Source organism: Thalassospira sp. ABL2_045 (genome assembly GCF_056161285.1).
Genome location: NZ_JBSWYV010000009.1, coordinates 161,898 through 173,584, shown reverse-complemented (window position 1 = coordinate 173,584; position 11,687 = coordinate 161,898). Strand labels below are relative to the sequence as shown.

10 protein-coding genes are annotated in these 11,687 nt (G+C 57.7%); 3 read left to right on the top strand and 7 right to left on the bottom strand.

Annotated features, from left to right (window positions below; genetic code table 11):
- The first annotated feature begins 1 nt into the window (after nucleotide 1).
- The 3 genes from ACXAIA_RS14085 to ACXAIA_RS14075 all read left to right on the top strand — a co-directional run bounded on the left by ACXAIA_RS14085 (nucleotide 2) and on the right by ACXAIA_RS14075 (nucleotide 3,033).
- On the top strand, nucleotides 2-1,687 hold the full coding sequence (locus ACXAIA_RS14085) for an ABC transporter permease (RefSeq protein WP_475349879.1): 1,686 nt from the start codon (nucleotides 2-4) through the stop codon (nucleotides 1,685-1,687).
- A gap of 3 nt (nucleotides 1,688-1,690) precedes the next feature.
- The gene (locus tag ACXAIA_RS14080; protein WP_475349878.1) at nucleotides 1,691-2,338 is read left to right on the top strand and encodes an ATP-binding cassette domain-containing protein; all 648 of its coding nucleotides are present in this window, start codon (nucleotides 1,691-1,693) and stop codon (nucleotides 2,336-2,338) included.
- A gap of 140 nt (nucleotides 2,339-2,478) precedes the next feature.
- The gene (locus tag ACXAIA_RS14075; protein WP_475349877.1) at nucleotides 2,479-3,033 is read left to right on the top strand and encodes a prolyl hydroxylase family protein; all 555 of its coding nucleotides are present in this window, start codon (nucleotides 2,479-2,481) and stop codon (nucleotides 3,031-3,033) included.
- A gap of 13 nt (nucleotides 3,034-3,046) precedes the next feature.
- On the opposite strand, the gene ACXAIA_RS14070 is transcribed toward ACXAIA_RS14075, so the two are convergent.
- From ACXAIA_RS14070 to ACXAIA_RS14040, 7 genes are all read right to left on the bottom strand, one after another.
- Nucleotides 3,047-3,448, bottom strand: a complete 402-nt coding sequence (locus ACXAIA_RS14070; RefSeq protein WP_475349876.1) for a hypothetical protein — start codon at nucleotides 3,446-3,448, stop codon at nucleotides 3,047-3,049.
- Between the two features lie 95 nt (nucleotides 3,449-3,543).
- Nucleotides 3,544-5,196, bottom strand: coding sequence for a hypothetical protein (locus ACXAIA_RS14065; RefSeq protein ID WP_475349875.1), 1,653 nt, complete (start codon nucleotides 5,194-5,196; stop codon nucleotides 3,544-3,546).
- Nucleotides 5,197-5,203: 7 nt separating this feature from the next.
- Entirely contained in the window at nucleotides 5,204-5,992 is a 789-nt protein-coding gene (locus ACXAIA_RS14060) for a MinD/ParA family protein (protein ID WP_475349874.1), read from the bottom strand.
- Nucleotides 5,989-6,969 (bottom strand): flagellar biosynthesis protein FlhF, encoded by a 981-nt coding sequence (locus tag ACXAIA_RS14055; protein WP_475349873.1) that lies wholly within the window; start codon nucleotides 6,967-6,969, stop codon nucleotides 5,989-5,991. The genes ACXAIA_RS14060 and ACXAIA_RS14055 overlap by 4 nt, the downstream gene beginning before the upstream one ends.
- Before the next feature lie 57 nt (nucleotides 6,970-7,026).
- Nucleotides 7,027-9,189: a flagellar biosynthesis protein FlhA gene (gene flhA / locus ACXAIA_RS14050; protein WP_475349872.1), complete on the bottom strand. Its 2,163-nt coding sequence runs from the start codon at nucleotides 9,187-9,189 to the stop codon at nucleotides 7,027-7,029.
- An 89-nt stretch (nucleotides 9,190-9,278) separates the two neighbouring features.
- Nucleotides 9,279-10,808 carry a sigma-54-dependent transcriptional regulator gene (locus tag ACXAIA_RS14045; RefSeq protein ID WP_475349871.1) on the bottom strand — a complete coding sequence of 510 codons (1,530 nt, stop codon included), beginning with the start codon at nucleotides 10,806-10,808 and terminating at the stop codon, nucleotides 9,279-9,281.
- Nucleotides 10,809-10,890: 82 nt separating this feature from the next.
- Entirely contained in the window at nucleotides 10,891-11,685 is a 795-nt protein-coding gene (locus tag ACXAIA_RS14040) for a motility protein A (protein WP_475345014.1), read from the bottom strand.
- Between the last annotated feature and the right edge of the window lie 2 nt (nucleotides 11,686-11,687).

Genomic DNA, 11,687 nt, shown 5'->3' with positions numbered 1-11,687 from the left:
CATGCTGCGATTTATCCCGATCCTGACGATTGTTCTGATGATTGGCCCGGTTTCTGCCGGGCTGATCGGAACGTTGCTGCCCGCATTCGGGATATTGCCCGCCCTTGGCGGGACCACGCCAAGCCTTGATCCATGGCAGGCACTGTTTGAGCAGCCCGGCCTTGGCACATCCATTCGCCTGTCATTCGTCAATGGTTTGATCGCAACCGCGATTTCAGTCGCGATTGTCATGTTGTTTTGCGCCGCCTGGCAGGGCACGCGCATTTTTCACGCCATGCAGCGGGTTCTGTCGCCGATCCTGTCGGTGCCGCATGCGACGGCGGCCTTTGGCTTGGCCTTTCTGATTGCCCCATCGGGCTGGATCGTACGTGTGGTCGCACAGGTCGCCGGATGGGATCGGCCGCCCGATATCGCGATCATTCATGACCCGTGGGGCATGGCGCTGATTGCCGGGCTGGTGGCCAAGGAAATCCCGTTTCTGTTCCTCATGACGCTTTCCGCCCTGCCGCAGGCCGATACAGACCGCACGGCCCAGATTACGGTAACCCTTGGCTATGGCAAGATTGCCGGATGGTTCAAGGCAACCTTGCCACGCATCTATCCGCAAATCCGTTTGCCGGTTCTGGCCGTGCTGGCCTATTCGACGTCGGTGGTTGATGTGGCGATCATTCTGGCCCCGACGACCCCGGCGCCACTTGCGGTGCGTATCTTGGGATGGTTGTCCGATCCTGATCTGAGCTTGCGGTTCATGGCATCGAGTGCCGCTGTCTTGCAGCTTATAATCGTTGTGGCAGCAATGGGGATCTGGATTGGTGGCGAGCGGATCATTGCCGCACTGGGGCGCTATTGGGCAAAGGACGGGCATCGTTTCAAGAAAGATGGCGCGGTCCGTGGATTTGCAGCCACATTGGCGCTGGTCGCGGCCGGTGCGGTGGTACTGGGCCTTATTGTGCTGCTGGTCTGGAGTGTTGCCGGGTTCTGGGCATTTCCCGATCTGTTGCCGCGCGGGTTTAGTTTGCGTCTTTGGGCGCGCGAGTTGGATGCGATTGGTAGCAGCCTGACAACCACACTCTTGATCGGCATTCCGGCCGTTCTGGTTGCTGTGATGCTGGTGTTGGCCTGTCTTGAAAACGAGGTCCGCACGGGCAAGGCGGCCGGGCGGCGGGCGATGCTTTTGATTTATCTGCCGCTTTTGGTGCCGCAGATCAGTTTCATGTTCGGGTTGCAGGTGTTCTTTACCCTGCTGGGGCTGGAACGCACATTGCTGTCAGTTGTGTTGGGGCATTTGGTGTTTGTTGCGCCCTATGTATTTTTATCCCTGTCAGAACCGTTTCACGCCCTTGACCCGCGTTATGGGCAAACTGCCCTTTGTCTTGGTGCGTCGCCAGCACGGGTCTTCTGGCAGGTGCGCTTGCCGCTTTTGACCCGTGCGGTTCTGACGGCTGCGGCCGTCGGGCTTGCCGTGACAGTAGGGCAATATTTGCCAACGCTGTTGATCGGGGCGGGGCGCTTTGCCACGGTTACGACTGAGGCCGTGGCACTGGCATCTGGCGGTGACCGTCGGATGATCGGCATTTATGGATTACTGCAGATGGTCCTGCCATTTGCAGGCTTTGCTGCTGCCTTGCTGATCCCGGCGGTTTTGTTCCGCAACCGGCGCGGCATGGGCGCACAGAACAAGGGATGATGAATGCCTGAGGCAGTTAAAAACGGTTTGGAACTGCGCGATGTGCATATTCGCCTTGGCGGTCGCGAACTGGTGGCGGTCGATGTGACGATTGCGCCGGGCGAGATCGTTACCCTGATGGGGCCAAGCGGATCGGGCAAATCGAGTTTGCTGGGTCATATCTGTGGCACCTTGCCAGATGCTTTTGATGTCTCCGGGCAGGTGGTGCTGGATGGTCGAACCTTGGATGGATTGGCGCCGCAGGACCGTCATGTCGGCATTCTGTTTCAGGATGATCTGTTGTTTCCCCATCTGTCGGTCGGCGGTAACCTGGCCTTTGCCCTGCCAGCACACATCAAGGGCCGGGCCAATCGCCGTGCACGGGTCGAGGCAGCGTTAAGCCGTGCCGAGATGGACGGGTTTTATGATCGCGATCCGGCAACACTTTCGGGCGGGCAGCGGGCCCGTGTGGCATTGATGCGGGTGTTGTTATCCGAACCCTGTGCGTTGTTGCTTGATGAGCCGTTTTCAAAACTTGATAGCGGATTGAGATCCCAAATCCGGTCATTCGTGTTTGATCTGTGTCGCAAGAACGCCCTGCCGACCCTAATGGTGACCCATGATCCCGACGATGGTGAGGCCGCCGGTGGACGGGTGATTGCGTTGGATTAAGCGCGCGATAATGCAACGATGGCATCAGCGAATTTTCTGGAATCACCCTTTGATTGGTCCTATAGCATGTTACCGCAAAGAATTGTCTTGGGTCGGAGACGTTAAATCAAAAGACCCGTGCGGCATGGAGGATGTCGTCAATGTTCCCTGAAGAAATGTTTGCAATTGTCCCGGATGCGCTGGATCCAGCCACCTGTGACCGTCTGATCGCTGGTTTCGCCCACGAGATGGATGAAGGTGGCCTGGTACAGGGGCAAACCGCGACCCACATCCGCCGATCAAAAATCACCTGGTTTAACGAAGAACAGGAACCGGTCGTGAGCCGCCGGATCATCGACCTTGTGGCCGATGTGAACCGCAATGTCTTTGATTTCTCGCTGACCGAGTTTGCCGAGGACGCCCAGATTGCCTGTTACGCCGGTGATCTGCGCGGGCATTATGACTGGCACAGTGACGTTGGCGCATCCGAGGTGGCGCGCCGCCGCAAACTGACCATGGTGATCCAGCTATCCGAACCTGATCAGTATGAAGGCGGGCAGTTGCAGCTTAACCCGGCGGGGCATTTTATTGATGCGCCGATGGAACGCGGAACCGCGATCTTCTTTCCAAGCTTTGTCCTGCACCGCGTGGCACCAACCACGGCGGGCGAGCGGTATTCCCTGACCCAATGGGTGCACGGCAATCCGTTCCGTTGATCGGAAAAGCCGATCAGTAACGTTCCAGACGATCAAGAAGGCGCGGGTTGCCCCATTTGGGTTGGCGGTCTTCAAGTGCTGTTTCGTGGTGGAAGACCTGATCATTGTCAGCGGTCTGTTTATCCAGACGCAGGCTGATCCAGCGCGGCACCAGTTCGTTGTTGAAATCATCCATCAACAGAACGGCAGCGGCTTCGAAATTCTCAAACTCGATATTGGCAATCTCGGCGTAATATTCGGCAAGACTGTTGGTTTTAAGGATCAGGCGGTCGGGCACATAACGCAGTGTCAGGCGCGCGGGAAAGACATCCTTGGCACCGGTCAGGTTGCTTTGCAATGTGACGACGTAATCAATCCGCGGACCGGGGTTCGGTTCGGTCAGGATCAGATTACGGCGCTGATAAATCTCAAGCATGGCTTCCAACCGTTGTCATAAGTAAGGGATCAAGGATACGACTGCACCCCGAACAGGAAAAGCATTCATTTCAAGCTGATGGCGCTTGTTCGCACCTATGCTTCAATCCCGTGATGGGAATTCGGTCCGTCGGCATCGGCAACCGGGGCGATTTCGACAAAGCGCGATCCATCCTGAAACTGGATATGGCCTTTGTACCCGGAAATCTGCAGCGCCTCGCGGAAGATGCTGCGAATATCATCGCGGTTATGGGATTGCAGCGGGTTTTCGGTGCGGATGATCAGATCAAACTTGCTGTCCTCGCCCTTGACCAAGCCGTCAAGCTGGGTGTGGCCAACCACACTGAAGGAAAGATCCAGCAGGAAACGGGTGCCCTGATCTTCGGGTTTTTCGGGGTCGTTTTCCTGATCGCCGTGACGCCAGCCCAATTGAAGCTGTTCGATCTTGTCGCCCATATTGAACGGCATGGTCATCACGCGCCATCCGTCCGGCCTGTCGTCAGCCGCGATACTACGAAGTTGACCAAAGTCACCTTCAAGTTTTTTAAGCCCGCCGCCATCCAGATCGCCAAGCGATGCCAGACTGTTTGCCGCACGATCCCCGATCCAGCCACGCAAATTGCCGCCCTGACCGGTCATGGCGGCAAAGAAGAACATCATGGTGGTGGTCAGTTTCGGGCCAGCCTGCGGAATGTTGTTCAGCAGGCTAAGGGCCGCACCCGGATCATGTTGCTGAAGCGCGCTGACCGCCTTGTGCAGGCTATCCCAATCATGGGTGAGGGCCGCGGTTTGACCGCGTGCGATCAATTGCGCCTCGGTCATGGGGGCCGATACGGATGGCTTGGCGCTGCCGGATGGATCGACGTTAAAGGATAAGGTCGCACCGGTTGGTGCAGGGACCGGTAGTTTGATGCCGACAATACCAGCAGAGGTGCGAAGGGCGGTAAAGCCCTGGGGCAGCATGCGGGCTTCGGCACTATCGGGGGGCAGGACCGTACCGGTCAGCATCAATGTGCCAACCGGTGCTTGCCCGCCGGCTGTTTGTGCAGCGATGGTCGGGGCCATCCCGGCGGCTGCACCGCCAGCAGCACCCGCAGCACCGGTTGCGCCAGCAGCCATTCCGGCCGCTGTGCTGGCATTGCTGACGGATGCCATGACGTTGGCGGCCTGTTGCGGGGTTACCGTGCCTTGGCCAAGGAAGATGACCTGTGTCTGGCTGCCCGCCGGTAATTGGGTGCCATTGGGCATGTTCAGGATGGATGTGGTCACCGCACTGAATGTCTGGCCCGGTGTCAGCGTACTTGCGGCAATATTGCCACTGGCGACACCGCCCGTAACCCCGGATCCCCCGGGCGTCAGGGTTTGGGGCAGAAGTTGCAGGCGCATGCCTTCGGCCGGATTGCCACTATTTGCGGTTTGTCCGGCGGCACTATTGGTTGTGGGGATACGGGCCCATAAAAGATCGCCCAAGTTCCCCGGAAGCGGGGTGGGGACCTTGACCGTGACCGCTCCAAGGGCGGTGGCAAGGGTCAACTGATTGCCCGATTGCGATTGAACCGATGCCTGCATCAGGGTTTCGACCGGAAGCTTTGCCAGGGCCGCGGCGACCTGTTGGGACGTCGCACCGGTAACGGTCGCGTTGACCTGTGCAGGAACGGAGCCCTGATTGGCTTGCCCAGCCGAGCTGCCCGCCGAAGCATGTCCACCGACGGCCGGGCCGGGCGATATTGCTTGAGGCGGGAGCGTCATGGCAAACCTACTCCTCGAGAAGGGTTTGGGCGATTGCCTCTATGTCGTGGGCGGCATCGCAATTGGGATGACGGGTCAAAAGCGGCGTCTGATTACGGATGCATTCCGATACCTTGGAATCCGCCCGAATAACGCCAAGCAGCGGCGGCGAAATCTTCAAAAAGCCCTCGCAGGCCTTGAGAAGCTTGTTATAGATCGCCTGACCTTCTTTCTTGTCCTTGGCCATATTGACCACCACCCGGATGTCGGTTTTCGGGCGGGCCAAATGGGTGACCTTGATAAAGGCATAGGCATCGGTGAGCGAGGTTGGATCGCCATTGGTGATGACAATTACCGTATTGGCAAGTCCGGTCATCTGACGCACGCCCTGATCCACGCCAGCGCCAAGGTCTATCAATACCTTATCATATTCCTTGCCGGTCTGGAGCAAATCATCCGAAAGCGCCTGCAAACGGGTGGCCGGAAGGTTGGCGAGGCTGCCCGATCCACTGCGCCCGGCAATGATATCAAAATCACCGTCCGGGAAATGAGTGACTGCATCTTTCAGGCTGATCCGCCCGGAAATCACGCCGCCCAGATCATATTTCGGCATCAGGCCAAGCTGAATATCAATGTTGGCAAGTCCAAGGTCGCCGTCAAACAGAAGGGTCTTGTGACCTTCCATAACCATGGCATGGGTCAGGGTGATGGAAAACCAGGTCTTGCCGACGCCGCCTTTGCCAGATGCGACAGCAAGAACATTGCGGCCTCTGGCCCGCGGGGCAGATTTGGGTGAAGCATCAGACTTGGTAGTCATTTCACGACCTCGGAGAAGCTCGGTTTCGCGGTTTCAGCGCGATGGGACGGTATCAGAAGTTTTGCCAAGGCAAGGGGACTAAGGGCAGTGAGCCCGTCCGCAACCTGGGCTGTCATACTGACATTACAAAGGGAAAGGTTACCTGAGTCCGCACCATATAGCGCACCGCCAAGGCGGGCGGCAACATCAAGTCGCGAGATCATCACGCGCGTTGCGCCGCCATCGGCAAAGGCATTGGCAATATCAGCGGACTCGTAGGCATCAATTCCCGCAGGGTTTACCAGTACCGGTTCACTCGGTACTGCTTTCATGAATTCACAAAGCGTGCCAATCTCGGTTTCGAGATAGGGGTTGCAACTTGCCGTATCGATCAGGATGACATCGGCATCGCGAATTTCGCCAAACCGCGCCTTGAGATCATCGGGTGACTTGGCCTGCAGCAGATTGATCTTGAGGATTTTGGTGAATGCCTCAAGCTGGGCGATGCCACCTGCGCGTTTATAATCGGTTGAAAGAACAGCGACTTTGCGTTTCTTCATCACCGCGCGTGCGGCGGTTTTGGCAACCGCCAATGTCTTGCCCGATCCCGGTGGGCCAACAAAGGCCAGGGCGCGTGGCGTGTTCTTTTCGGGCAGCGGCGAGAAATCAAAAATTTCATCAAGCGCGCCTGCCAGCAATTGTTGCTCGGACACGGCGGCTGTTTCGCGTGCCATCAGGTCACACAGGCGAATGCGCAACCGTTCCGGCAAATTATGCCGTGTCAGGGCGGCCTCGACCGCATCAAGCTGTTCCTGAAGCGCCGGGGCCGGACCGCCGTCATCCTCGAAATCGGGATCACGATCAAGGGCGGCGGTCAGGCGGACACCGCTTCCCGGGATGTCCTGTGTCGAGACGATGATGGCATCAGTGCCCATATGCTCTTTAACGAGCGCCATCGCCTCGGTCATGGTGGGGGCGGTGAAGGTCTTAAGACGCATTCTGGTCCCCCCGGTTTTTCAGATCCGCGATTAGGGCGGTCGGATTGATCATGCGCATCAGACCTGCCCCAGCGTTTTGAGCTGTGCCTTGGGGTGGATTTCGTTTTGCGACATCACCACCGTGCTCGGGCGGAAACGTTCAACAATGGAGCGCACATAGGGGCGAATGCCCGGGCTGGTCAAAAGAACCGGGCTTTCGCCCATCATGCCAAGGCGCTCAAACGTCGTTCTGACCTTGTTGATGAATTCCTGAAGCTGGCTTGGCGGAATGGAAAGCTGCTTTTCCTCGCCCTGACCAACAAGGCTTTCGGCAAAGACCTGTTCCCACTGGGGTGACATGGTCACCAACGGAATGACACCATCCTGATTGGTGTTCACATCCGACAACTGGCGTGCCAGACGCGATCGAACATGTTCGGTCATGAAGGTCGGGTTACGGGTAAAGGCCGTGGATTCCGCGATGCCTTCAAGGATGGTCGGCAAATCGCGGATTGAGACACGTTCGGTCAGAAGGTTCTGAAGCACGCGCTGAACCCCACCGACGGAAACCTGACCGGGGACGATATCCTCGACCAGTTTTTTCTGGTCTTCATCAAGCTCATCAAGCAGCTTCTGCGTTTCCGCATAAGACAGCAGTTCGGGCATGTGATCCTTGATCACTTCGGTGATGTGCGTCGTGATCACGGTTTGCGGATCGACCACCGTGTAGCCGCGGAACATGGCTTCTTCCTTCATGCCCTGCTCGATCCACATGGCGGGCAGGTTAAAGGTCGGCTCCATGGTTTTTTCGCCCGACAGGGTGATTTCCTCACCGCGCGGATCCATGACCAGCAACATGTTCGGGCGCAGATCGCCACGGCCTGCCTCGATCTCCTTGACGCGCAGAACGTATGTGTTGGCTGGAAGCTGCATGTTGTCCTGAATACGCACCGACGGCATGACAAAGCCCATGTCACCGGCAAGCTGGCGACGCAGTGCCTTGATCTGATCGGTCAGTTTCTGCCCTTTTTCAGTGCTGATCAGCGACAGCAAGCCATAACCCAACTCAAGCCTGACATAGTCCATGCGCAGGGCATTGGCGATGGGTTCCTCGGGCGGTGGGGCGGCGGCCTCGGCAGCGGCCTGGGTTTCCTTCATCTGTTCTTCTACGACGGCGGCTTTTTGGCGCTTGCCCATGTAATAGGCGAGATAGCCAAGACCCGCTGCCAGGCCCAGGAACCACACCATCGGAATGCCCGGCAAAAGCGACATGCCTGCCATAAGCGCCGCAGCAACGCCAAGGGCAGCCGGGTAGTTACTGACCTGCCCGAAGACAGCCTTTTCGGTCGCACCATCAAGGCCACCCTTGGTGACAAGAAGGCCGGCCGCGGTTGAAACGATCAGGGCCGGGATCTGGGACACCAGACCGTCACCGACCGTCAGGATCGTGTAGGTTTCTGTTGCCTGGCCCAGGGACAGCCCCATCTGGGCCGTGCCAATGATGATGCCGCCAACCACGTTGATGAAGGTAATCAGGATACCGGCAACCGCATCACCCCGAACGAATTTGGATGCACCATCCATGGACCCGAAGAATGAACTTTCATCTTCAAGTTCCTTACGGCGGGCCTTGGCCTGTTCTTCGTTGATCAGGCCCGAAGACAAATCGGCGTCAATCGCCATCTGCTTACCGGGCATGGCATCAAGGGTAAAACGTGCCGCGACTTCGGCGATACGGCCGGAACCCTTGGTGATCACGACGAAGTTAATAATCACAAGGATGGCAAAGACGATAATCCCGATGACGAAGTTGCCTGAAATCAGGAAGCTGCCAAAGGCCTCAATAACCGCACCGGCGGCATGCGTACCTTCGTGACCATGACCCAGGATCAGGCGGGTTGTGGCAATGTTTAGTGCGAGCCTGAGTGACGTCGCCACCAGCAGGATCGTCGGGAAGGAGTTGAATTCGAGCGGCTTTTGAATGAACAGCGAGGTCATCAGGATCAGCACGGAAAAGCTGATCGAAAGGGCCAGCATGAAATCAAGCAGCCATGGCGGCATCGGGAACATCATGACCACAAGGATCATGATAAAGCCAAGCGCCATGGCGATATCGCCACGCTTCATGGCCGAAGAGACACGCGACTGCAAAGCGCCGAGATTTAGCCCGCCCGGCGCACCGCCACCGGGGCCTTCGGAGCCACCGGAACCAGTCGGTGTGATGTCTTGACCTTCGGCCATTGTCTTTGCTTGTTATCCTGTTGCGTGCTCGAAGTCCGTTGCGCTTCTACCTGCCTTGAAGATGGGGATAGCGCCGGTAATTTTCATGTTCAGTCGTGACCGTCGCCAGGTGCGGGGACGGCAAGCCCTTCGTCGCTATACTGGCGCAGCTTGTTGCGCAGCGTACGAATGGAAATGCCCAGAATATTGGCCGCATGGGTCCGGTTGCCAAAGCAATGCTTAAGCGTATCAATGATCAGATCGCGTTCGACATCTGCCACCGTGCGCCCAACGAGGGCCGAGGTCACAGACCCGTTTCCAGCCCCTTCGTCTGATGTGCTTTCAGCATCAGGTTCGTGAACCGAAGTAGGCGGCTCTTCTGCCGGGGCAGATGGTGCTGGTGCAGGCGGTGGTGTCGGTGCGCTTGGCTGATAGGCCGATGACGCCGCGCCATAGGCGGCATTTGCATTGGCATAGGCTGAACTTGCCCGCGCCGGTGCCGCAGGGGCCGCTGGTGCGGCCGGGGCCGGCTCACTGCTGCCTGATCCGGACAGCATGATGGCCTCTGGCCCGATTTCATCGGGTCCTGCAATCAGGACGGCGCGATGCATGGTGTTTTCCAGCTCACGAACGTTGCCACGCCAGTGATGGGACAACAGACGCTGGATCGCAAGCGGGCTGATCGGGCGGATCGGAACGTCATTGGCCTCGGAGTATTTTTTGACAAAGAACTCGGCCAGAACCGGGATATCATCCGGGCGTTCGCGCAGCGACGGAATATCGAGATTGACGACATTGAGGCGGAAATACAAATCCTCGCGGAAGTTGCCTGCATTGACTTCGGCCTCAAGATTGCGGTTTGAGGTCGCGAGAATGCGGACATCAACCTTGACCGGTGTCTTGCCGCCAAGCCGGTCGATTTCCTTTTCCTGAATGGCGCGCAGAAGCTTTGCCTGCAGGCGGACATCCATTTCGCTGATTTCATCAAGCAAAAGCGTGCCGCCATTGGCTTCTTCGAATTTACCGATGCGTCGCGCCTGGGCGCCGGTGAAGGCTCCTTTTTCATGACCGAACAGTTCGGATTCAAGAAGGTTATCGGGGATCGCTGCGCAGTTGACGGCGACAAACGGCTTATCCGCACGATTGGACTTGCGGTGCACGTAGCGCGAAATGATTTCCTTACCCGTACCGCTTTCACCCGTGATCAGGATCGATGCCGAACTGTTGGCGACCTGACCGGCCAGACGCAGGGTTTCGGCCATGCGGGCATCCCGATGGATCAGGGCATGGCTTTCTTCGGTTACGGCCTCAAAGATGGCGGCAATCAGATCAGCTTCGGGCGGCAGGGGAATGAATTCCTGTGCGCCGGCCTTGATGGCGTTGACCGCACCATTGACGTCATTGCCGATACCACACGCCACAACCGGCACGGTGATGCGTTCAGCACCCATGGCGTCAATCAGGGCGGCGACATCAAGGGTGATGTCGGCCATGACCAGATCAATCCGGTTACCCGTTCGCAGGATGTTAAGCGCCGTCGTCACGCTTTCGGCCAGCTGGACCGAAGCGCCGCGCGCCATTGCGATCTTGCTGGCTGCGCCTATCTGTCCGCCCAGTCCACCAACGATCAGTACCTGCATCGTCTCATCTCTTTCCGATCAGTTTCGGGGACCCTGCGCATCATCCAGATGTCGACGCGCAGAGCCGTATTCATACGTGTGATCAATCGAAGTAGCTGACGCGTTTTGACGGCGGCAGGATCGAGTTGATCAGCATTTCCAGACGGCGGGGGTTTTCCTGCCGACCGATGGAAACAGCACCAACCATATAGACCGAATTCAAAAGTTCTTCGTCGTTGGAGTTACGTTCAAGCTTACCGGCAAGCGGCATGAAGACCATGTTGGCCAGAACCGCGCCATAGAAGGTGGTCAAAAGCGCAACCGCCATGGACGGACCAATGGATGACGGATCATCAAGGTTACCAAGCATCTGCACCAAACCGATCAGCGTCCCGATCAGGCCCATCGCCGGCGCAACGTCACCGGCCTTTTTCATGATGTTGGCACCTTTCTGGTGACGGCCGATGGTGGCATTCATATCCTTGCGCATGATGGCTTCGACTTCCTCGGGCGGGGTGCCGTCCACGACCAACGACAGACCTTTCCAGAGGTATTCCTCGCTTTGAAGGCTATCAAGATGGCCTTGCAGCGACAGCACGCCACCCTTACGGGCGATTTCGGCAAGCTGAAGGATCTGAAGGGCGGCATCGGCCGGATTGCGCGATTTATGGAAAATCGTGCGCATAAGGATTTTGCCGGAGCCGAGAAACTCACCCAACGCAAAGCTGACAGCCGTAATGGCCGCTGTACCGCCGATAACAATCAGGACAGAGGGGATATCGATAAAGGCGCCCGGCGATCCACCAAAGATGATGGCTGCAATCACCAACGCAAAGCCAATGGCCAGTCCCCCGACTGTCGCAATGTCAAACGACGTTTTAGTCCCCCCTTCGGCCATAG

What these genes read in the sequence shown, in the direction of transcription:
- ACXAIA_RS14085 (WP_475349879.1), top strand. Translation starts at nt 2, where the DNA reads ATGCTGCGATTTATCCCGATCCTGACGATTGTTCTGATGATTGGCCCG.
- ACXAIA_RS14080 (WP_475349878.1), top strand. Translation starts at nt 1,691, where the DNA reads ATGCCTGAGGCAGTTAAAAACGGTTTGGAACTGCGCGATGTGCATATT.
- ACXAIA_RS14075 (WP_475349877.1), top strand. Translation starts at nt 2,479, where the DNA reads ATGTTCCCTGAAGAAATGTTTGCAATTGTCCCGGATGCGCTGGATCCA.
- ACXAIA_RS14070 (WP_475349876.1), bottom strand. Translation starts at nt 3,448, where the DNA reads ATGCTTGAGATTTATCAGCGCCGTAATCTGATCCTGACCGAACCGAAC.
- ACXAIA_RS14065 (WP_475349875.1), bottom strand. Translation starts at nt 5,196, where the DNA reads ATGACGCTCCCGCCTCAAGCAATATCGCCCGGCCCGGCCGTCGGTGGA.
- ACXAIA_RS14060 (WP_475349874.1), bottom strand. Translation starts at nt 5,992, where the DNA reads ATGACTACCAAGTCTGATGCTTCACCCAAATCTGCCCCGCGGGCCAGA.
- ACXAIA_RS14055 (WP_475349873.1), bottom strand. Translation starts at nt 6,969, where the DNA reads ATGCGTCTTAAGACCTTCACCGCCCCCACCATGACCGAGGCGATGGCG.
- flhA (WP_475349872.1), bottom strand. Translation starts at nt 9,189, where the DNA reads ATGGCCGAAGGTCAAGACATCACACCGACTGGTTCCGGTGGCTCCGAA.
- ACXAIA_RS14045 (WP_475349871.1), bottom strand. Translation starts at nt 10,808, where the DNA reads ATGCAGGTACTGATCGTTGGTGGACTGGGCGGACAGATAGGCGCAGCC.
- ACXAIA_RS14040 (WP_475345014.1), bottom strand. Translation starts at nt 11,685, where the DNA reads ATGGCCGAAGGGGGGACTAAAACGTCGTTTGACATTGCGACAGTCGGG.